The organism is Cupriavidus sp. PB-02, from assembly GCF_058252315.1.
Map to the genome: position 1 here is coordinate 2061388 of NZ_CM177695.1, position 20670 is coordinate 2082057.

Here is a 20670-nt window from a genome sequence, read left to right on the forward strand (position 1 = left end):
AAGAACGAAAAACGCCCGCCGGGGCCAACCCGGGGGGCGTCGTTGCCTGCGGCAGCCTGCGCGACGCCTCAGAAGCCTTCCAGCACCAGCTTGCCGATAGTGCGCCCGCCCTCCAGCATGGCGTGAGCGCGCCGCAGGTTCTCGGCACTGATGCGGCCCAGGTTCTCGCCCAGTGTGGTCTGCAGCCGGCCGGCATCGACCAGCCTCGCCACCTCGTTGAGCAGCCGGTGCTGCGCGATCATGTCCGGCGTGCCGAACATTGCGCGCGTGAACATGAATTCCCATACGAAGGTCGCGCTCTTGCTCTTGAGCAGTTCCACCGGCAGCGGCCGCGCGTTTTCGACGATCGTGCAGATCTTGCCCTGTGGCGCGACCAGCTCGGCCATCGCCGGGAAATGGCCGTCGGTGTCGTTGAAGCAGAGGATGTAGTCGACCCCGGCAAACCCCAACGCCTTCAACTGCGCCGGCAGATCGCCGCGATGATCCACGGTATGGTCGGCGCCCAGCTTGCGGCACCATTCCTGCGACTCCGGCCGCGATGCCGTTGCGATCACGGTCAGCCCGGCCAGCACCTTGGCCAGCTGGATGCCGATCGAGCCCACGCCGCCGGCGCCGCCGATGATCAGCACCGAACGGCCGGCGTGGTCGCCCTTGGGCGAAATGCCCAGGCGATCGAACAGCGCCTCCCAGGCGGTGATCGCCGTCAGCGGCAGCGCCGCCGCATTGGCAAAATCGAGCGAGGCGGGCTTGTGGCCGACGATGCGTTCGTCGACCAGGTGATATTCGGCATTGGTGCCGGGCCGGGTGATGCTGCCGGCGTAATAGACGGGATCGCCGACCTTGAACAGCGTCACGCCGGGCCCGACGGCGGCCACCGTGCCGGCTGCGTCCCAGCCCAGCACGCGCGGCGCGGGTTCGACCTGCGGCTTGGGCGCGCGCACCTTGGTGTCGACCGGGTTGACGGCGATGGCTTCGATCTTGACCAGCAGGTCGTGGCCGGTGGGGGTGGGCTTGTCGATCTCGACCTCCTGCAGGGAGCGCGGGTCGGAGATGGGCAGGTATTGGGTCAGGCCTATGGCTTTCATGGCGGGGCTCCGGTTGTGTCGGGAATGGACTCAAGCGTAGCCCGTCTGGATTAATTTGATTAGCCGGAAACTATGACAATCAATTTCCCGGAAATCAGGAAAATCGGCGCCATTGAAAAAGGGCCGCCTGCGCCACCGGCGCAGAACGGCCCTGCTGTTTGTCGCGGCAACTGCTATACGGCCAGGATCTGCCCCCCGCCGTAGCTCGACTGCACCGGCGCCTCGCCACCCAGCTTCATGCTTATCGCACAGTACTTGAACTCCGGAATCTTTCCGAACGGATCCAGCGCCGAGTTGGTCAGCTTGTTGATCGCCGCCTCGTAGTAGCAGAACGGCACGAACACCGCCCCACGCGGCGTGCCGGCATCGGCCCGTGCATAGAGCACGACCTCGCCGCGCCGCGACGACAGCGTGACCACGTCGCCCGGCTTGCCGCCCAGCGCATCCAGGTCCAGCGGATGCACCAGCGCCACCGGGTCCGGCTCGATCGCATCCAGCACCCCGGCGCGCCGCGTCATGCTGCCGGTATGCCAGTGCTCGAGCTGGCGGCCCGTGATCAGCACCATCGGGTAGTCGCCATCGGGCCGCTCGGCCGCGGGGATGATATCGGCCGGCACGAAGCGCCCGCGCCCGCTGGCGGTCGGGAAGCTGTCGGTGAAGATCACCGGCTCGCCGGGGTCGCCCTCTTCCTTGCACGGGTAGGTCACGGCGTGCTCGCGCTCGAGCCGCTCCCAGGTCACGCCGCCGATGCTGGGCATGGCATGGCGCATCTCGTCGAACACGTCCGCCACGCTGTCGTAATGCCAGTCGAGGCCGAACTGCGCCGCCATCTGCTGGATGATCCACAGGTCCTGGCGCGCCTGTCCCGGCGGGTTGAGCGCCTGGCGGCCGAGCTGCACGGTGCGATCGGTGTTGGTGAAGGTGCCGGTTTTCTCCGGGAAGGCCGAGGCCGGCAGCACCACGTCGGCCAGGTAGGCGGTCTCGGTCAGGAAGATGTCCTGCACCACCAGGTGGTCGAGCGAGGCCAGCGCGTCGCGCGCGTGCTCGGCATCAGGGTCGGACATTGCCGGGTTCTCGCCCATGATGTACATGCCCCGCACCTCGCCGCGCTCGATCGCCTGCATCACCTCGACCACGGTCAGGCCCGGCTGGCGGTCCAGCGGCATGCCCCACAGCGCCTCGAAGCTTTCGATCGCGGACGGGTCGTCCACCCGGCGGTAGTCCGGATACATCATCGGGATCAGGCCGGCGTCGGACGCGCCCTGCACATTGTTCTGCCCGCGCAGCGGATGCAGTCCGGTGCCGGGGCGGCCGATCTGGCCGGTCATCAGCGCCAGCGCGATCAGGCAGCGCGCGTTGTCGGTGCCGTGCACGTGCTGCGACACGCCCATGCCCCACAGGATCATCGACGCCTTCGAGGTCGCATAGAGCCGCGCGACTTCACGGATGGTCTCGGCCTCGATGCCGCACACCGGCGCCATCAGTTCGGGGCTGTACGCCGCCACGTTGCGCTGCAGCTCGTCGAAGCCGATAGTGCGCTCGTCGATGAAGTCCTTGTCCACCAGGCCCTCGGCGACGATCACATGCATGATCGCGTTGAGCAGCGCCACGTCCGCATCGGGCTTGAACTGCAGGAAGCGATGCGCAAAGCGCGCCAGGTCGGAGCGGCGCGGATCGGCCACGATCAGCTTGGTGCCGTTCTTCACCGCGTTCTTGATCCAGCTCGCCGCCACCGGGTGGTTCACGGTCGGGTTGGCGCCGATCACGATCACGACCTCGGCCTTGTCGACATCCATCACCGGATTCGAGACCGCACCCGAGCCGATGCCCTCCAGCAGCGCCGCCACCGACGAGGCATGGCACAGCCGCGTGCAGTGGTCGACGTTGTTGCTGCCGAACCCGGTGCGCACCAGTTTCTGGAACAGATAGGCCTCTTCATTGCTGCCCTTGGCCGACCCAAACCCTGCCAGCGCGCGCTTGCCGTGCGTATCGCGGATCTGTGCGAGCTTGCCGCCGGCCAGCGCCAGCGCCTCTTCCCACGTGGCTTCGCGGAACACGTCCATCACGTGGTCCGGGTCCATGACGAAATCGCCGCGCTTGGGCACGCCTTCGCGGCGCACCAGCGGCACCGTCAGCCGCTGCGGGTGCTGTACGTAGTCGAAGCCGTAGCGGCCTTTCACGCACAGCCGCTGGTGGTTGGCCGGGCCGTCGCGCCCTTCCACGAACAGGATGCGGTTGTCCTTGACGTTGTAGGTCAGCTGGCAGCCCACGCCGCAATACGGGCAGACCGAGTCCACCTGCTTGTCGGGCACCGCCAGCGCCGCGTCGCGCGCGGGCATCAGCGCGCCGGTCGGGCACGCCTGCACGCATTCGCCGCAGGCCACGCAGGTGGAGGCGCCCATCGGGTCGTCCATGTCGAACACGATGCGGGCTTCGTCGCCGCGCAGCGCCAGGCCGATCACGTCGTTGACCTGCTCGTCGCGGCAGGCGCGCAGGCAGCGGGTGCACTGGATGCAGACATCCAGGTTGACGGCAATGGCCGGGTGCGACAGGTCCGCCGCCACGCGTTCGCGCGGGGCAAAGCGGGGCTTGCCGATTTCCAGCTTCGCGGCCCACTGGTCAAGCTCGTTGTTGCGGGTGTATTCGGTCTCCGGCATGTCCGACTGCAGCAGCTCCAGCACGGTGCGCTGCGCACGGAGGGCGCGCTCGGACTCGGTCTGTACCTGCATCCCTTCGGCGGGATAGCGGCAGCAGGACGGGGCCAACACGCGCTCGCCCTTGATTTCGACCATGCAGGCGCGGCAGTTGCCGGCGGGTTCGAGGCCGTCCTTGTAGCACAGGTGCGGGACATCGAAGCCTTCGCGCTGGGCCACCTTGAGCAGGCTCTCGCCGGGCTGCGCGGATACGTCGCGGCCATTGAGCGTGAAGGTGACGGCTGGCTCGGCGGATTCGACAAGCGCGCGTTCGGCGCGGGTTAGTGCATTCATGTCAGTCTCTCAGGCCAGTTCGTGCGGGAAGTACTTGATCACGCAGTCGACTGGATTTGGCGCGGCTTGCCCCAGCCCGCAGATCGATGCATCGCGCATCACCGCGGACAGGTCATCCAGCGCCGACAGGTCCCACTTCGGCTGGCGGATCAGGTCGAGCGCCTTGGCGGTGCCGGTGCGGCACGGTGTGCATTGCCCGCAGGACTCGTGCTTGAAGAAGTGCATCAGGTTGCGCGCTGCCTGCGTGGCGCTGTCCTGGTCGGACAGGATCACCACCGCGGCCGAGCCGATAAAGCAGCCGTAGGGCTGCAGCGTGTCGAAGTCCAGCGGGATATTGCCCATCGATGCCGGCAGGATGCCGCCCGACGCGCCGCCCGGCAGATAGCCATAGAACGCGTGGCCATCGAGCATGCCGCCGCAGTACTCGTCGATCAGTTCGCCCACGGTGATGCCCGCTGGCGCCAGGTGTACGCCAGGCCGTTTCACACGGCCGGAGACCGAGAACGAACGCAGCCCCTTGCGCCCGTTGCGCCCCTGCGAGGCAAACCACTCGGCGCCCTTCTCGATGATGTCGCGCACCCAGTACAGGGTCTCGAAGTTGTGCTCCAGCGTGGGCCGGCCGAACAGGCCCACCTGCGCCACATACGGCGGGCGCAGCCGTGGCATGCCGCGCTTGCCTTCGATCGACTCGATCATGGCCGATTCTTCGCCGCAGATATAGGCGCCCGCGCCGCGGCGCAGCTCGATGATTGGCAGGCCGGGGATTGGCGGATGTTCGTGCAACCGGCGCAGTTCTTCGGCCAGCAGCGCGCGGCAGCCGGCGTATTCGTCGCGCAGGTAGATATAGATCGCTGACACGTTGACCACGGTCGCGGCGATCAGCATACCTTCCAGGAAACGGTGCGGATCGCGCTCCAGGTAGACGCGGTCCTTGAAGGTGCCGGGCTCGCCCTCGTCGATATTGACGGCCATCAGCCGGGGCGCGGGCTCGTTCTGCACGATGCGCCATTTGCGCCCGGTCGGGAAGCCCGCGCCGCCCAGGCCGCGCAGGCCGGAGTCCTCCATCGTGCAGAGCACGGCGGCAGGGTCCAGGTCGCCGGCGGCGAGCGACTTCAGCAAGGCATAGCCGCCGCCTTCGCGATAGGCGTCGTAGTCGATATAGGGTTCGGGCTCGTGGCGCACGGCCCTGGCCTGCACCGCTGCCTCGATCGTTTCAGCGGTCGCGCCATCGACCGGATGCTGGCCGACCAGCGCCGCGGGCGCCTTCTCGCAACGGCCGATGCACGGTGCCGCGACGACGCGCACTTCGGTGCCCAGCAGCGCCGGCAGCTTGTCGATCAGCGCCTGCGCACCCGCCAGTTCGCAGGCGATGCCTTCGCACACGCGCACGGTCAGCGCGGGTGGCGGCGCGATCTCGCCGTCGGCGTCCTCGCGCACCACGTCGAAGTGATGGTAGAAGGTCGCGACCTCGTACACCTCCGTCATCGACAGGCGCAGTTCGCTGGCCAGCGCCACCAGGTGCGGCATCGCGAGCTGGCCGTAGCGGTCGTTGATGCAGTGCAGGTGTTCGATCAGCAGGTCGCGCCGGCGGGGCATGTCGCCCAGCGCCACGCGCACTTCGGCCAGCGCGGCCGGGTCGACCTGCCGGCCCTTGGGCTGGCGGCGCTTGCGCTGCCGGCCGAGTCCTGTCGCCTCGAGGGGGATGACAACCTGGTTCATGGCGGTGCCTGGATTCTCTTTGTGGGGTTCGGATGCGCAATCAGGAGGCGCCCGGCGGGCGGCTCTCCTGTCGTGCTTTGTTGTTGTCATATTGTGCTACCGGGCGAGGCCGCTGTGCAGGCATCGCAGCCGCCACACCCGGGTGATGCCGGCGCCGGGGCGCCGTACTGCTTTCTTCATCAGGTCAGGTCTTCCGGCACGGCGCGGTAGCCCATCGGCGCCGAGGTATTGGCATGCACATATTTGCGGGCATGGGCTTCGCGCATCGGCTTGAGCACGAACAACGCCAGGATCGCGGACAGTGCCGCCATGGCGGAGGCGAGCATGAACACCGCATGCCAGTCGCCGGTGGCGGCCGTGATCACGCTGGAGAACGGCACCAGCAGCGCGGCCGTGCCCTTGGCGGTGTACAGCAGGCCGGCGTTGGTGGCGGCGAACTTCGGACCGAAGGTATCGCCGCAGGTAGCCGGGAACAGGCTGTAGATCTCACCCCAGGCAAAGAACACCACGCCCGTCAGGACCACGAAGGCAACCGGGTTGTGGCCGTACTTGGACAGCAGCAGGATACCTACGGCCTCTACCGCGAAGGCGAAGAACATGGTGCGCTCGCGGCCGATATGGTCCGAGATCCAGCCGAAGAACGGTCGGGTCAGGCCGTTGAGCACGCGGTCGATGGTCAGCGCGAAGGTCAGCGCGGGCAGCGTCAGGCCGAGGATCGACACCGGCGAATCGTGCAGGCCGAAGTCCTTGGCGATCGGGCCGAGCTGCGCGGTGGCCATCAGGCCGCCGGCGGCCATCATCACGAACATGCCGTACATGATCCAGAAGATCGGCGACTTCAGTACCTGGCGCGGCGTGGCGTTGTAGGTCGCGGCAGCCTTCAGCGACGACTTGACCTCGCTCAGGATCTTGGCCGACGGCGGGTACAGGGCCATGCCCAGCAGGAACACGATCAGGCCCTGGCCGAGGCCGAACCACAGGAACGTGGCTTCATAGCCCGAGGACTTGATCATGTTGGCGATGGGCACCACCGTCATCGCGGAGCCCGCGCCGAAGCCCGCCGCGGTAATCCCCGCCGCCAGCCCCCGGCGATTCGGGAACCACTTGAGCGCGTTGCCCACGCAGGTGCCATACACGGCGCCGGCACCGATACCGCCGATGGCCGCCGCGAAGTACAGCATCGGCAGCGACGACGCCACCGAGTTCAGGGCCCACGCAATCGCGCACAGCAGGCCGCCGCCCACTACCACCGGGCGCGGGCCATACTTGTCGACCAGGTAGCCCTCGATCGGCACCAGCCAGGTTTCAGTAACAACGAAGATGGTGAAGGCCACCTGGATCGCCGTACGGCCCCAGTGGTACTTGTCATCAATCGGGTTGACGAACAGCGTCCAGCCATACTGCATGTTAGCGATCATCGCCATGCAGATCACGCCGAAGGCTAATTGCACCCACGGCGACGCAAAGCGCGACGTGGACTCCCTCTGCTGCAGTTCCATTGATGTCTCCTGTTAGCGGCATGCCGCCAAGGTGGAAGGTTGGGCGCCTTGTGACGCCTCTTGCGTGACTCTCGGTCTCGAACAGCTTAGCCGTTCTAGTGCTATACGGTATGTGATATATCAACCAAGTCAAGCGACTTCTCTGCGGCCCTGCAGCATGAGGTGGCCGTGATCGACGCCTTTCTGGCCGATGCTGCAGTGCGACTGGTGCGCACGCTGCATCAATAACGCATCCGAAAGCATCAAGAGTTCTTTGGAAATCAAGCAGTTGCCATGTGCCGGCGCATCAATTCGCTGGCGCATGGCAGCATCCAGAATGCCGGGGATCGGGCCTCGCGAAAATCGGGGAAAAGGCCAGTTCGGGAAAGTCCCTAGTTCAATACAATCAATACATGAAACGCATGGATGGCGCTGGAATCATGCGGAAAATGCCTGGGGAGGAAGCGGGCTGGCCCGGCAGAGAGGCTGCCAGAGCGCGCGGAAGGAACGCCTGCGGGCGTCATGTAGCGGGACTGCCTGCAGCGAGCTTAAGGGGGGATGGCGGCCGCTGGTTCGCGAGGAACCCTGCCCTGCCTGCCGGCTTGTGCGGCAACCAGGGAAATCGCACCGTGGGTACTGCTACAAGGGGTGCCGGCCGCTACAGCCCTTGCGTGGGTTTGCCGCCAGGCAGGAACGGTGCGCGTCCTGCGTGCCTGCGCGGCCGCGGTTTTAGCCGTTTGACGCCCGCGGGCGCACGGCCTTGCCGGCGTGCATCAAGCGTATGCCAGTTCGCCGGCTGCGGGCACGATGCGGGACTGGCGGGCACGGCCCACGCCATTGCTTTCCTGGTTCGAACCCAGGCCGGCAAAGCGACCGTGCTCCTGCGCGGTCGCCAGTACCTCCATCGGCAAGCGGGTTGCCAGCATGATGGTCATGCTGACGCCGCCAGCGATAAGAACCAGGCCAAGGACGAAGAGAAGAGCGACTTCCATTTGAAAACTCCAGTAGCGTTGTGATCAGGAGTTTTCATTATATGGTGCGCTGCAGTATGTGTAAATATCCTGTATGTAATATATCAGTAGAATTTTTGCACTAATCCAACAGATTCATGCGGATGGTCAGCGTCGATCACACCAAGGTGTTTTCACGGCGCGCCGGGGGTGACTCCTTGTACTCCAGGCTGCGCAAGGCGTCCCAGATCGCCGCCGCATTAGGCTTCAGCGATCGGCTCTTGCGGCGCACAAGCATGACGGTCGAGGTCACCTGCGGCCTGAGCGGCCGCATTACCGCGGCCGGGTTCATGCCCGCCGCCTGCGCGCGCGACGGCACCACGCCGATCCCCAGCCCCAGCGCCACCATGCTGAATACCGCGGCAAAGTGCCCGAGCAACTGCAGCGAGCCCGCGCGCACGTGGTAGTTGCTGAACGCCTTCTCCACCGCCGGCTGCACGCCGCACTGCTGGTCCAGTGTCAGCAAGTTGGCGTCGCTCAGGTCGCCCCACCCTACCGAGTCACGCAATGCCAGCGGATGCTGGGCAGGCAGCACAGCGTGATAGGGGTCGATGCACAGCGGTTCGCAATAGAGGTCGTCGCCCGCCCTGGGGTCGGTGGAGATGCCGAAATCCACCTCGCCGCTGCGCACGCTTTGCAGTACCGATTCCTGCGAGCGGTCCTTCAGGTGGATGGCAATCGCGGGCCACGCCTGCCGGCAGCCGGCCAGCCACGCGGGCAGCGACATCGAGCTGAGCACCGGATCCGAGGCGATCTGCACCAGGCCCTGGCACGGACGGCTGGCGCTCTGGCTGTCGCGTAGGGTCTGCTCCACTTCCTCGATCAGGTGGCAGATGCGCTGCGACAGGTGCTGGCCGGCGTCGGTCAGTTCCACCTGGCGTGTGGTGCGATCGAACAGGCGCTGGTCGATCTCCTCTTCCAGCTCGCGCACGCTGCGGCTGACCGCGGACTGCGTCAGGCCCAGTTCAGCGGCCGCGCGCGTAAAGCTCTTGTGCCGCGCGACCGCGGCGAAGGCTTTCAGTTGTGGCAGCGAGATATTCATGACTGCGCTCCCTGGCGGGCACCGGCATCGCGGGTGCAAGGCGAGTCAGCAAGCCTGGCGTGGGGGGTGGCGAGGCATCGTGGTGCAAGCACCGTTCCGTTCAGTCCGGTCACGGCAGTCTCCTAGGTGGATCGTGGCTGTGTGCAGCCATCGTTTGGTGTCGGTCATTCTCGTGGCAGCGGCCGGCGCAAAGCGCAGGCCGGCATGCCGGGTCGATGCTGCCGGGGCGCGCTGGCTGCCTGGCTCGACGCGCGCCCCTTGTGAGGGTCCTCCTTGCTCCGTGTGCGGGCTAGTCTCCCTTGCTTTGCATGCCGGGCATGTAGGTGGCGCCGGACACGGCCTCGCCGTCGGCCTGGCCGGTGATGAAGCGCCTGCGCATCGGCGCCAGGAATACCTTGGCCGAGATCCCGGCCGCGATGGTCACCACCGCTGCCACCGTGAACACCGCTTCCCAGCCCCCTCGCGCCGACAGGATCGACGCCAGCGGCACCAGCATCGCCGCCGTGCCCTTGGCCGTATAAAGCGTGCCGGCATTCGACGCCGCGAACTTGCTGCCGAACGTATCCGCGCACAGCGCCGGGAAGATCGAGAAGATCTCGCCCCAGAACAGGAATGTCAGCGCCGCGAAGAACATGAACCAGTACGGGTTGTGGCCCAGCTCCATCAGCCCGAACAACGCCAGCCCCTCGCCGATGAAGATCACGAACATCGTGTTCTCGCGCCCGAACCGGTCGGACAGAAAGCCGCACAAGGGCCGCGTGAAGCCGTTGCACAGGTTGTCGATCGACAGGGTCATGGTCAGCAGCGGCAAGGTCATGCCGAGCATCGTCACCGGCATCGAGGCAAAGCCGTAGTCCTTGGCGATGGGGCCCAACTGCGCCGTGGCCATGATCCCGCCGGCGGCCACCGCGACGAAGCTCACATAGATCAGCCAGAACACCGGCGTCTTCACCATCTGGCCCGGCGAGTACTCCACCGAATTGGTCAGCACCGCCCTGGCCGCGACCAGGCCCTTCGGCGCCTTCGGCTTCACCAGCAGCAGCGCCAGCACGAAGATGCACACGCCCTGCAGGATGCCGAAGGTCAGGAACGCCTTCTCATAGCCCGAGCTCTGGATCATGTTGGCGATCGGGATCACCGTGATCGCCGCGCCGGCGCCAAAGCCCGCTGCCGTCAGCCCCGCCGCCAGCCCCCGCTTGTCCGGGAACCACTTCAGTGCGTTACCGACGCAGGTCCCATAGACGCCGCCAGCCCCGATGCCGGCTATCACAGCCGCCGCGTACAGCTCCGGCAGCGTCGTCGCATACGCATTCATCACCCACGCCAGCCCGGCGCAGATCGCACCGCCGGCGACCACCGGGCGCGGCCCGAACTTGTCGACCAGCCAGCCCTCCAGCGGCACCAGCCAGGTCTCGGTCACGATGAAAATGGAAAACGCCACCTGGATCGCGGACGCGCCCCAGTGATGCTTGGCGTCCATCGGTGATACAAAGAGGGTCCAGCCGTACTGCAGGTTGGCTACCAGCCCCATGCAAACCACCCCGATCGCGAGCTGTACCCAACGGTTCTGCAGGCCACGCCCGTTCACGTTGCCGTGACCGGGCGTGGCCGCTGCTTCATATTGCGCCATCTGTCTCTGTCTCCTTGTGCTTGTTTGCTGCGTCCCGGACGGGACACCCTCCCGGGCCTCTTCAGAACGGGCCCTTGGTCACGATGAGATCGGCGCCTGACATTGCGGCATGCAAATCTGACGATTGATGCTACTTGAATCTAAGATCAACACCGCATAAAGTTTTTTATCGTTTGTATTGACGATCGTTTATATATTGCACGGAACGAGGGAATGAAGAACGCCACGCTGCGGCAGCTCAAGGTCTTTGAAACCGTCGCCCGTCATATGAGCTTTTCACGTGCCGCCGAGGAGCTGCACCTGACGCAGCCGGCGGTTTCCACCCAGGTGCGGCAGCTCGAGCACCACGTCGGGCTGCCGCTGTTCGAGCAGCTCGGCAAGAAGATCTACCTGACCCCGGCCGGGCATGAAATGCTGCACTACAGCCGCAGCATCATCCAGCAGTTCCGCGAGGCCGAGGACGCCATGTCCCAGCTCAAGGGGATTTCCGGCGGGCGGCTCAACGTGGCGGTGATCAGCGCCGGCGACTATTTCTTCCCACGGCTGCTGGCCGAGTTCATGGAGCGCCACGAGGGCGTGACGCTGAACCTGGCGGTCCATAACCGGGAGGAATTGCTGCACCAGCTAGCCGGCAACCTGACCGACCTGGCTGTGATGGTGCGACCGCCCGAGGGCATGGACACCATCAACGAAGTGTTCGCCCCACACCCTTATGTGATCGTGGCCGCCCCCACCCATCGGCTGGTCGGCCAGCGCAATATCCCGCTGGCGGGGCTGGCCGACGAAGCCTTCGTTTCGCGTGAGAAAGGCTCGGATACCTGGAATTCGATGCAGGAAGGCTTTGCCGGGCGCCTCTCCAACCTGCGCATCGCGATGGAGATCAAGAGCACCGAGACCATCAAGCAGGCGGTGATCGCCAATATGGGCATCGCCTTCCTGTCCGCGCATACGGTCGGGCTGGAACTGCAGGCCGGCAAGCTGGCGGTGCTCGATATCGAGGGCTTTCCGGTCATGCTCAACTGGTATGTGGTGCACCGCAAGAACAAGCGGCTGCCGCCGGTGGCGCTGGCGTTCAAGCAATTCCTGATGGAGGAAGGGTCAGGGCTGATTGAGCGGATCACCGGGGTGGAAGGATTGATCCGCCAGCATGCATAAACGATTACTTATGGTTTCTCAATGAAACTTTAATTATCGTAAATCCATGCTCGACCCTATGCTTGTCTCAACGCCACCGCCAGCGTGCCACGAGGAGACGAGCATGAACCAGACCCAGTTGCAAAGCCGACCCGCTGCCATCACGGTCGGCACCGACAACCAACCGATTCCGCGCGAGACCCAGCTCGCCGCCTACAACGCCGCCTTTATCGAACTGGGCCTGCGCTTCCGCTGGGACGCCGAGATGTATGAATGGCTGTGCGGCATCGAATGCGAAAAAGCCCGCGTGGCCCGCTATATCGAAGAACACCACGCCCACCTGCTGGCGGCCTATGACGCTGCCTTCCTGAGCGAGCTGATCTTCGAGAAGAAGAACGAATACCTGCGCGCGGTCGGCCACCTCAACTGAGGGGGCCTGATCGGTTACGGGCGAGGCGCGCGAGCGGCCTCGCCTTTTTTGTTGTGACGACGATGCGGTGGGCGCGCGCCGGTCAGTTGGTCTTCGCCACCATCAGGCAGCAGATCGCCAGGAACGAGAACAGCGCCCGGAAGCCCAAAGAGAACCACCGGAACAGGCGCCAGTACAGCCACGATCGGCACGATATTCGCTTGCCAACACGGCATCGCCGCCAGGCGCTCCGGGGCGAGCCGGCGCGGGCATGCGCCGCGCCCCTTTATCACATGAAAGCCTCCAGCCAGCATTGCGGCGCGGGCATGCCGGCCGATATAGCTGCCGGCACCGAGCACCAGCACGCGGTGGACGCGGCCACCGTGCTGCGCCGCGCCGTAGTCTCCGGCGCGTGTGCCAGCCTGCTGTCCTCCGGCATGCTGGCCTGCGGCGGCAGGCTCGACTGCGGCAGCGCTTCCGCGCCGGTCAACGCGGTCAGCCATTGGATCTGGGGCGAGCGTGCCATGCATGCAAACCGGCCTTCGTTCCGGCATACCGTGCTGGGCTACGTCATCCATCATGCGATGTCGGTATTCTGGGCGGTGCTCTATGAAGGCGCGGTGGTGAGCCGGGCAGCGCATGGGGCCGGTAATCCGGCGCTGGTGATGAGCGGCCTCGCGGTAGCGGGGCTCGCCTGCCTCGTGGACATGAAGTGCACGCCGCACCGCCTTACACCCGGGTTCGAGCGCCGGCTGTCGCCGCGCATGCTGGCGCTGGTCTACCTGGTCTTTGGGCTGGCCTTGCCGCTGGGTTCGCTGCTGGTGCGACGCGCCGGGCGCAGGCGCTGAAGCAGCACACGTGGTAATTCCGGCGGAGCCGGTTGCAAGCTTTACGTGGGACGCACACTTCACGGAAGAGAATCGACACGGCAATCGTCGTAAGATTCGGGATCCCGACCCCATACCCCGCCGGCGCCCCGGCGGATGTCCCCGATCCCAGCTTCATGGCCACGCGACGCACCGACGAAGAATTTGTCCAGGAACTGACCCGGCTGCTCAGCACCGAAGGCGTGTCGTCGCTGACCATCGGCGAGCTTGCCCGGCGCATGCGCTGTTCGCGGCGGCGCCTGTATGAGATCGCCCCGACCAAGGAAGCACTGTTTGTAGGGATCTGCAGCGATGTGCTGGCGGCCAGCCTGGAAAAGGGCTTCGCCGCGGCGCGCCGCGAAAGCGATCCGGCGCGCGCGGTGTCCGCCTACCTGCACGCAACGCTGAATACGTCAGGACTGAGCAAGGCGGCGCTGGTCGACCTGGATGCGATCGACAGCGGCAAGGCGGCCTTCGATGCCTACCAGCTGGCGCGCGTGCGCGGCCTGGAAAGCCTGCTTGAAGCCGGCATGCGCGCCGGCCTGATGGCGCCGCACAACCCGCGGCTGGTGTCCGAGGCGATCCTCGGCGCCGCGCACCGGCTGCGCAACCAGCAGTTCCTGAAGGAAACCGGCATGAAGATCGGTGACGCCTTCAGCGAGTTCTACGAGATCATCCTTAACGGCCTGCTGTGCCGGCCGGAGCCAGGCGCGCGCGCTGGCTCGCTCCCTGCCTCGCGCTAGTGCTGCGGGATATTGGCGGCGCGGATCACGCGGCCCCACTTGGTGTACTCGTCCTGGACGAAGCGGCTGGCCTGGTCCGGCGCGCCCGCCACCGGAATCAGTGCCGCCGCATCCAGCGTGGTGCGCAGGTCCGGGTTCTTCTGCGCCTGGTTGATGACCTCGTTCAGCCGTGCCACCACGGGCGCCGGCGTGCCCTTGGGCACGAACGCCGCCATCCAGCCGACCACCTCGAAGCCAGGCACGCCCGACTCGGCAATCGTCGGCACCTCCGGCAACTGCGGCGCGCGTTTGGCGGTGGTCACCGCCAGCGCCCGCACCTTGCCTGCCTTGACCTGCGTGACTGCCGCGCCGATGTTGGCGAAGAGGAAGTCCACATGTCCGCCGATCAGCCCCGACATCGCCTCGGAAGGCCCGCCGTACGGCACGTGCGTATATTCCAGGCCCTTCACTTCCTGTTTCAGCAGTTCGGCCGCAAGGTGCGCCGAGCTGCCGACGCTGCCGGACGCATAGTTGACCTTGCCGGGCCGTGCCTTGATATAGGCGAGGAACTCGGCAAAGGTCTTGGCCGGAAACTCGTTGCTGACCAGCAGCACGTTGCCGTTCAGCCCGAACACCGCCACTGCCTGGAAATCCTTCAGTGGATCATAGGGCGTCGACGCGAGCAGCCGCGGGTTGATCGCATGGGTGACGTTGGTACCGAGCAGCAGCGTATAGCCGTCCGGCGCCGAGCGCGCGACAAAGTTGGCGCCGATGGTCGCGCCCGCGCCGGGCTTGTTCTCGGTCACCAGCGGCTTGCCGAGCGCATCGCCCATGTACTTGGCGAAGGTACGCGCGGTCAGGTCGGTGACGCCGCCCGGCGCAAAAGGCACCACGAAGCGGATCGGCCGGGCCGGGTAGTTTTCGGCGGCCTGAACGCCGGCGCAGGCCAGGCCGAGCGCCAGCAGGCAGGCTTTGGCCGCGCGCACGGCATGGCGGGCATTGAGTTGGGGCAAGCGCAATGGCATGGGGTCTCCTCCGGTGTGATTGGCTGGGTCAGCCGCTGACCCTCTGTCGGGGCCGTGCGGCGCGCGGCGATGGCCGTCAGGCCACCTGCCGGTCCTGGCCGCCCCAGTAGCGGCTGCGAATGGCCTTGCGGTCGATCTTGCCCAGCGCGGTGAGCGGCAGTTCCGCCGCGAACACCACCTGCTTGGGCGCATTGACCACGCCCTTGTGCTGCGTCACGTGGCCGATCACGTCGGCCTCGGCAAGCACCGCGCCGGGCCGGGTGACGACGATGGCGGTGACCGCCTCGCCCCACTTCGGGTCCGGAATGCCGATCACCGCGGACATCGCGATGGCCGGGTGCTGCGCCAGGCAGTGCTCCACTTCGCTGGGGTACACATTGAAGCCCCCGCTGATGATCATGTCCTTGGCGCGGTCGACGAGGTACAGGTAACCTTCGCTGTCACAGCGGGCCATGTCGCCGGTATGCAGCCAGTCGCCGGCAAAGACCTTGGCGTCCTCTTCCGGCCGGTTCAGGTAGCCGTCCATCACCAGCGGGCCACGCACGCACAGTTCGCCCACTTCGCCTGGCGCGACCTCACGCAGGTCGCGGTCCAGCAGCCGCACCTGGTTGCCGGTGATGACGCGGCCGCAGGAGCGCAGCCGCTCGGGGCGTGCGGGATCGTGGTCGTGCCGGCTCAGGTAGCTGATGCACATCGGCGCTTCCGCCTGCCCGTACACCTGGCCGAACACGGGCCCGATCCGGCGCAGCGCGTCGGCCAGCCGCACGGGCGCGATCGGCGCAGCGCCGTAGAGCACCAGTTCCAGGCTGGAGAGGTCGGCCGCATCGAGGCCGTCGCAATCGAGGAGTCCATAGATCTGCGTCGGGACCAGGAAAGTCAGGTTGATGCGATGCTGCGCTACCCGGCGCAGGAAGTCGGCCGGGCTGAACTTGTCGCACAGGTAGACCGTGCCGCCGCGCAGCAGCGTCGGCAGGATCAGGCTGCCCGAGGCGTGCGAGATCGGCGTGGTCACCAGGTAGCGGATCTGTGCCGGCCACTCGTAGGTGGCCAGCATGTGCTGCAGCATCGTCACCGTGGTGCGATGCGTATGCAGGATGCCCTTGGAACGGCCGGTGGTACCGCCGGTATAGGAGAGCTTGCTGATTTCCGTGGGGTCGTCGCCGGCAGGGTATTCCGCCGCGTCGAATGCCGCCGCCTCACTGGCCAGCCCGGCGCCGAATTCGCCGTCGTCCAGCGGCAGGATGCGCACCGCGGCGCTGGCCGCCAGCGCGCGGGCGCGCTCGGCGAAGCGCGCGTTGTCGACCACCAGCGCGCTGACCCCGGCGTCCTGCAGCACGAAGGCGTGATCCGCTTCCGACGCCATCGGATGCAGCGACACGCTCTTCAGCCCTGCAAGTTGTGCGGCAATGATCGCGGCCACCGCCTCGGCGCGGTTGCCCACCAGGAACCCGATGGCATCCTGCCGCGCCAGGCTCCTGGCGGCAAACAGCCGCGCGAGGCGCGCGCACTGCTGCGCCAGCGCTTCATAACTCAGCGAAATGCCGTCGCCGACGACGGCGGGCACCCCGGGGCGGCTGCGCAGGGCCGCCGCATAAAGCTGGCCCACGGTCGCGCCGCCGTACAAAGCCGAAGCCTTACGGGTCATGTTGTCTCCTCGCTTTGTTTTTTATCCGGGTTCCCAATGTAGGAGCCATTTGGTACCACGTCAACGTTTTTGGTACCGAAAAGGCCGGCATCGGCTACGCCGAAGCGACGCGGAATTCGCTCGGTGTGTCAGGTGTGCGGGATCGGGGGAGAGGCAGATGCGGGCAGCCCCGGACAGGGGCCACCGCCGGGATCAGGTGGTGCAGAACAGGCCAGGTCGAACCGGGCCATCCGGACACGGCCGCTGTGGGCCGGCCCGGGTTTCGAGCGAAGGGGCGTGCTAGGCCTGCTCCTTGATCTGGCTCTCCAGTTCGACGATGCGCTTCTTCAACGCCCGCTCTTCCTGGAAGCGCACGGTCTCGTCGCGGACCACGGCGACGATGCCAGTGATGGCGCCGGCGTCATCCTTGAGCAGCGCCACGGTGAAGGCGATCGACATCGACTTGCCGTCCTTGTCGACCGCGGGCACCTTGAGCAGGTCGTGGCCGTAGCGGGTGATGCCGGTGGCCATGGTCTTGTCGTAGCCCTCCCAGTGGCGTCCGCGCAGGCGCTCCGGGATGATCAGGTCGAGCGACTGGCCCATGGCCTCGGCCTGGGTGTAGCCGAACATGCGCTCGGCTGCGGGATTCCACAGCGTGATGGCGCCCTTTGCGTCGGAAATAATGACGGCGTCGCCGATGGCGGACACCAGTTGCGCGTAATCGATCTGGTCTGGCATGGGGATTCCCTCTTTATCGGTCATTGCCGCTTGGGTCGTTGCAAGCCTGTCGTTGCCATCAAGTTAGCGCGGCATGAAGCCGCTGCGCAAGTCAAAACGCCGGAGCCCGCTTGCGCGCGGCCCCGGCGTACGCACCGGCACATGTGCCGGCGGACGGCGTCAGATGACCTGGGACTCGCGCAGGCGCTTGATGTCGTCCGGACCGTAGCCCAGGCCGGCCAGCACCTCCTCGCTATGCTCGCCCAGCAGCGGCGACCCGGTGATCTCCGGCTTCAGGTCGGAGAACTTGATCGGGCTGCCCACCGTCAGGTAGGTACCACGCTCCTTGTGCGGGACTTCGGTGATGCTGCCGCTCTCGCGCAGCGACGGATCCGCAGCGATCTCCTTCATCGACAGCACCGGCGAGCACGGGATGTCATGCTTGCGCAGGATGTCCACCGCCTCGTACTTGGTCTTGTCGGCGAGCCAGTCCTCGATGGTCTTGAAGATATCGAAGATATGCGGCTGGCGTGCCTTGGCCGTGCTGTAGTTGGGATCGTCGATCCATTCCGGCTTGCCCAGCGCCTTGCAGATCGGCTCCCAGGCGTGGCCCTGGATGGTGAAGTAGATATAGGCGTTGGGGTCGGTCTCCCAGCCCTTGCACTTCAGCACCCAGCCCGGCTGTCCGCCGCCGCCCGCGTTGCCGCCGCGCGGCACCACGTCGCTGAAGCTGCCATGCGGATACTGCGGATACTCCTCCAGGAAGCCCAGGCGGTCCAGGCGCTGCTGGTCGCGCAGCTTGACGCGGCAAAGGTTGAGCACGGCGTCCTGCATCGACACGGCCACCTTCTGGCCCTTGCCGGTCTTGTCGCGGCCGATCAGCGCGGTGAGGATGCCAATGGCCAGGTGCATGCCGGTGTTGGAATCGCCCAGCGCCGCGGCGGATACCGTCGGCGGGCCGTCCCAGAAGCCCGTGGTCGAAGCCGCGCCGCCGGCGCACTGGGCTACGTTTTCGTAGACCTTCAGGTCTTCATAGTGGTGGCCGTCGCTGAAGCCCTTGACCGAAGCCACGATCATCTTCGGGTTCAGCTCGTTGATGCGCTCCCACGAGAAGCCCATGCGGTCCAGCGCGCCCGGGCCGAAGTTCTCGACCAGCACATCCGACTCGCGGATCAGCTGCTCCAGGATCTTCTTGCCGTCCGGCTTCTTGGTATCCAGCGTCAGGCTGCGCTTGTTGGAGTTGAGCATGGTGAAGTACAGCGCATCGACGTCCGGGATGTCGCGCAGCTGGGTGCGCGTCACATCGCCGGAACCGGGGCGCTCGACCTTGATCACGTCTGCGCCGAACCACGCGAGAAGCTGCGTGCAGGCGGGACCGGCCTGGACGTGCGTGAAGTCAATGATCTTGATGCCGTTGAGCGGGAGGTTCACTTTCGTTCTCCTATTGGATCAGAGGGGTGAAATTCGGGTGAATTACTTCTTGGCCGAGCTTTGCGGATTCAGATTGGTCAGACGACCGCTTTCGGTGCCGGCAGCCGGGTCGATGACGGCATTGACCAGCGTGGGCTTGCCCGACCGCAGGGCTTCGTTCACCGCAGCTTCGAGTTCCGCCGGCGTGGTGACGTTGTGACCGACGCCACCGAACGCTTCCATCATCTTGTCGTAGCGCGCGCCCGGAACGAACGTCGTGACGGCCGGATCCTTGCCGCCGGTCGGATTCACGTCGATACCCTTGTAGACGCCGTTGTTGTTGAAAATGACGATGCAGACCGGCAGGTTGTAACGGCAGATCGTCTCGACTTCCATGCCCGAGAAACCGAACGCACTGTCACCGCACAGCGCCAGCACCGGCTTGCCAGTCTCGACCGCCGCGGCGACCGCGTAGCCCATGCCCACGCCCATCACGCCCCAGGTGCCCACGTCAAGGCGCTTGCGCGGCTCGTACATGTCGATCACGGCACGGGCGTAGTCCAGCGTGTTGGCGCCTTCGTTGACGAACGAGATGCCCGGGTTGGCCTTGACCACATCCTTCAGCACGTTCAGCGCACCGTGGAAGTTCATCGGCGAGACATCCTTGGCCTTGGCCAGGGTCTCGGCCATCTTCGCCAGGTTCTTGTCCTTGCGTTCGTCCACCGCGTTCAGCCACTCGGCGCCCGGCTTGGCAAAGTCGTTGCCGACCTTGTCGAGGATCGCCGACACGCACGAACCAATGTCACCCACCACCGGCGCGGCGATGGCAACGTTGCTGTCCATCTCGGTCGGCGCGATGTCGATCTGGATGAATTGCTTCGGGCCACCCCAGGTCTTGCCCTTGCCGTGCGACAGCAGCCAGTTCAGGCGGGCGCCGACCAGCAACACCACGTCAGCTTCAGCCAGCACATACGAGCGTGCGGCCGAGGCCGATTGCGGGTGTGTATCGGGCAGCAGGCCCTTGGCCATCGACATCGGCAGGTATGGAATGCCCGTCTTCTCGACCAGCGTGCGGATATCCGCATCGGCGCGTGCGTAAGCGGCACCCTTGCCCAGCAGGATCAGCGGGCGCTTGGCGTTCTTCAGCAGCGCGACGGCACGGTCGACCGAGTCCGGTGCAGGCAGTTGGCGCGGGGCCGGATCCACCACCTTGATCAGCGACTTGCGGCCCTTCTCGGCTTCCATCGACTGGCCCAGCAGCTTGGCCGGCAGGTCCAGATACACACCGCCCGGACGGCCCGACACGGCGGCACGAATAGCACGCGCGATCCCGACACCAATGTCTTCAGCGTGCAGCACGCGGAAGGCAGCCTTGGCGTGCGGACGGGCGATGGCCAGCTGGTCCATCTCTTCGTAGTCACCCTGCTGCAAATCGACGATCTCGCGCTCGCTCGAACCGCTGATCAGGATCATCGGGAAGCAGTTGGTGGTCGCATGCGCCAGCGCCGTCAGCCCGTTCAGGAAGCCGGGCGCAGAAACGGTCAGGCACACGCCCGGCTTTTGCGTGAGAAAGCCGGCAATCGCTGCTGCGTTGCCTGCGTTCTGCTCGTGACGGAAGCTGATGACGCGCATGCCGTTGGCCTGCGCGAGACGAGCCAGATCGGTGACCGGAATGCCGGGCAGCCCGTAGATGTTTTCGATGCCGTTCAGCTTCAGCGCGTCGATGACCAGATGAAAACCATCGGTTTGTGCCTGATGTTCTTCCGCGGCGTGACGCTGCAACTCGTTTCCGACTTCTGCCATGGTTGCTTC

The 20670-nt window shown here is 66.0% G+C and carries 17 protein-coding genes; 4 read left to right on the forward strand and 13 right to left on the reverse strand.

Annotated elements, in window-relative coordinates; genetic code table 11:
- Window positions 1–68: 68 nt before the first annotated feature.
- From AC10V3_RS30135 to oxlT (AC10V3_RS30170), 8 genes are all read right to left on the reverse strand, one after another.
- Window positions 69–1085: a zinc-binding alcohol dehydrogenase family protein gene (locus AC10V3_RS30135; protein WP_022539035.1), complete on the reverse strand. Its 1017-nt coding sequence runs from the start codon at window positions 1083–1085 to the stop codon at window positions 69–71.
- Between the two features lie 173 nt (window positions 1086–1258).
- On the reverse strand, window positions 1259–4072 hold the full coding sequence (fdhF, locus tag AC10V3_RS30140; RefSeq protein WP_022539036.1) for a formate dehydrogenase subunit alpha: 2814 nt from the start codon (window positions 4070–4072) through the stop codon (window positions 1259–1261).
- Between the two features lie 9 nt (window positions 4073–4081).
- On the reverse strand, window positions 4082–5791 hold the full coding sequence (locus tag AC10V3_RS30145; protein ID WP_022539037.1) for an NADH-ubiquinone oxidoreductase-F iron-sulfur binding region domain-containing protein: 1710 nt from the start codon (window positions 5789–5791) through the stop codon (window positions 4082–4084).
- A 179-nt stretch (window positions 5792–5970) separates the two neighbouring features.
- The gene (gene oxlT / locus AC10V3_RS30150; protein WP_490923864.1) at window positions 5971–7290 is read right to left on the reverse strand and encodes an oxalate/formate MFS antiporter; all 1320 of its coding nucleotides are present in this window, start codon (window positions 7288–7290) and stop codon (window positions 5971–5973) included.
- Window positions 7291–7419: 129 nt separating this feature from the next.
- Window positions 7420–7593, reverse strand: coding sequence for a hypothetical protein (locus tag AC10V3_RS30155; RefSeq protein ID WP_349607026.1), 174 nt, complete (start codon window positions 7591–7593; stop codon window positions 7420–7422).
- A 449-nt stretch (window positions 7594–8042) separates the two neighbouring features.
- A complete protein-coding gene (locus AC10V3_RS30160) occupies window positions 8043–8261 on the reverse strand; it encodes a hypothetical protein (RefSeq protein ID WP_022539040.1) in 219 nt (72 codons plus the stop codon).
- A 136-nt stretch (window positions 8262–8397) separates the two neighbouring features.
- Complete coding sequence (locus AC10V3_RS30165; RefSeq protein WP_490923865.1) at window positions 8398–9321, reverse strand: LysR family transcriptional regulator; 924 nt, start codon at window positions 9319–9321, stop codon at window positions 8398–8400.
- Window positions 9322–9610: 289 nt separating this feature from the next.
- Window positions 9611–10951: an oxalate/formate MFS antiporter gene (gene oxlT / locus AC10V3_RS30170; protein WP_349607023.1), complete on the reverse strand. Its 1341-nt coding sequence runs from the start codon at window positions 10949–10951 to the stop codon at window positions 9611–9613.
- 213 nt (window positions 10952–11164) lie between these two features.
- Here oxlT (AC10V3_RS30170) and AC10V3_RS30175 point away from each other — a divergent pair, with 213 nt between their 5' ends.
- The 4 genes from AC10V3_RS30175 (at window position 11165) to AC10V3_RS30190 (ending at window position 14103) form a co-directional block, all read left to right on the forward strand.
- Complete coding sequence (locus tag AC10V3_RS30175; protein ID WP_022539043.1) at window positions 11165–12106, forward strand: LysR family transcriptional regulator; 942 nt, start codon at window positions 11165–11167, stop codon at window positions 12104–12106.
- Window positions 12107–12209: 103 nt separating this feature from the next.
- Window positions 12210–12515, forward strand: a complete 306-nt coding sequence (locus AC10V3_RS30180) for an HAD family hydrolase (protein WP_022539044.1) — start codon at window positions 12210–12212, stop codon at window positions 12513–12515.
- A 305-nt stretch (window positions 12516–12820) separates the two neighbouring features.
- Window positions 12821–13342 (forward strand): hypothetical protein, encoded by a 522-nt coding sequence (locus tag AC10V3_RS30185; protein WP_022539045.1) that lies wholly within the window; start codon window positions 12821–12823, stop codon window positions 13340–13342.
- 155 nt (window positions 13343–13497) lie between these two features.
- A complete protein-coding gene (locus tag AC10V3_RS30190; RefSeq protein ID WP_022539046.1) occupies window positions 13498–14103 on the forward strand; it encodes a TetR/AcrR family transcriptional regulator in 606 nt (201 codons plus the stop codon).
- Here AC10V3_RS30190 and AC10V3_RS30195 read toward each other — a convergent pair.
- The 5 genes from AC10V3_RS30195 to oxc all read right to left on the reverse strand — a co-directional run bounded on the left by AC10V3_RS30195 (window position 14100) and on the right by oxc (window position 20661).
- Window positions 14100–15107, reverse strand: coding sequence for a Bug family tripartite tricarboxylate transporter substrate binding protein (locus AC10V3_RS30195; RefSeq protein ID WP_022539047.1), 1008 nt, complete (start codon window positions 15105–15107; stop codon window positions 14100–14102). The genes AC10V3_RS30190 and AC10V3_RS30195 overlap by 4 nt on opposite strands.
- A gap of 76 nt (window positions 15108–15183) precedes the next feature.
- Window positions 15184–16752, reverse strand: coding sequence for an AMP-binding protein (locus AC10V3_RS30200; RefSeq protein WP_022539048.1), 1569 nt, complete (start codon window positions 16750–16752; stop codon window positions 15184–15186).
- A 279-nt stretch (window positions 16753–17031) separates the two neighbouring features.
- Window positions 17032–17469, reverse strand: a complete 438-nt coding sequence (locus AC10V3_RS30205) for a PAS domain-containing protein (protein ID WP_022539049.1) — start codon at window positions 17467–17469, stop codon at window positions 17032–17034.
- 159 nt (window positions 17470–17628) lie between these two features.
- Entirely contained in the window at window positions 17629–18879 is a 1251-nt protein-coding gene (frc, locus tag AC10V3_RS30210; RefSeq protein WP_022539050.1) for a formyl-CoA transferase, read from the reverse strand.
- A gap of 42 nt (window positions 18880–18921) precedes the next feature.
- Window positions 18922–20661: an oxalyl-CoA decarboxylase gene (oxc, locus tag AC10V3_RS30215; protein WP_022539051.1), complete on the reverse strand. Its 1740-nt coding sequence runs from the start codon at window positions 20659–20661 to the stop codon at window positions 18922–18924.
- Window positions 20662–20670 lie beyond the last annotated feature (9 nt).

Excerpts from the sequence above, each read along its gene's own strand:
- AC10V3_RS30135 (WP_022539035.1), bottom strand. The coding sequence starts at position 1,085 with ATGAAAGCCATAGGCCTGACCCAATACCTGCCCATCTCCGACCCGCGC.
- fdhF (WP_022539036.1), bottom strand. The coding sequence starts at position 4,072 with ATGAATGCACTAACCCGCGCCGAACGCGCGCTTGTCGAATCCGCCGAG.
- AC10V3_RS30145 (WP_022539037.1), bottom strand. The coding sequence starts at position 5,791 with ATGAACCAGGTTGTCATCCCCCTCGAGGCGACAGGACTCGGCCGGCAG.
- oxlT (WP_490923864.1), bottom strand. The coding sequence starts at position 7,290 with ATGGAACTGCAGCAGAGGGAGTCCACGTCGCGCTTTGCGTCGCCGTGG.
- AC10V3_RS30155 (WP_349607026.1), bottom strand. The coding sequence starts at position 7,593 with ATGCGCCAGCGAATTGATGCGCCGGCACATGGCAACTGCTTGATTTCC.
- AC10V3_RS30160 (WP_022539040.1), bottom strand. The coding sequence starts at position 8,261 with ATGGAAGTCGCTCTTCTCTTCGTCCTTGGCCTGGTTCTTATCGCTGGC.
- AC10V3_RS30165 (WP_490923865.1), bottom strand. The coding sequence starts at position 9,321 with ATGAATATCTCGCTGCCACAACTGAAAGCCTTCGCCGCGGTCGCGCGG.
- oxlT (WP_349607023.1), bottom strand. The coding sequence starts at position 10,951 with ATGGCGCAATATGAAGCAGCGGCCACGCCCGGTCACGGCAACGTGAAC.
- AC10V3_RS30175 (WP_022539043.1), top strand. The coding sequence starts at position 11,165 with ATGAAGAACGCCACGCTGCGGCAGCTCAAGGTCTTTGAAACCGTCGCC.
- AC10V3_RS30180 (WP_022539044.1), top strand. The coding sequence starts at position 12,210 with ATGAACCAGACCCAGTTGCAAAGCCGACCCGCTGCCATCACGGTCGGC.
- AC10V3_RS30185 (WP_022539045.1), top strand. The coding sequence starts at position 12,821 with ATGCCGGCCGATATAGCTGCCGGCACCGAGCACCAGCACGCGGTGGAC.
- AC10V3_RS30190 (WP_022539046.1), top strand. The coding sequence starts at position 13,498 with ATGGCCACGCGACGCACCGACGAAGAATTTGTCCAGGAACTGACCCGG.
- AC10V3_RS30195 (WP_022539047.1), bottom strand. The coding sequence starts at position 15,107 with ATGCCATTGCGCTTGCCCCAACTCAATGCCCGCCATGCCGTGCGCGCG.
- AC10V3_RS30200 (WP_022539048.1), bottom strand. The coding sequence starts at position 16,752 with ATGACCCGTAAGGCTTCGGCTTTGTACGGCGGCGCGACCGTGGGCCAG.
- AC10V3_RS30205 (WP_022539049.1), bottom strand. The coding sequence starts at position 17,469 with ATGCCAGACCAGATCGATTACGCGCAACTGGTGTCCGCCATCGGCGAC.
- oxc (WP_022539051.1), bottom strand. The coding sequence starts at position 20,661 with ATGGCAGAAGTCGGAAACGAGTTGCAGCGTCACGCCGCGGAAGAACAT.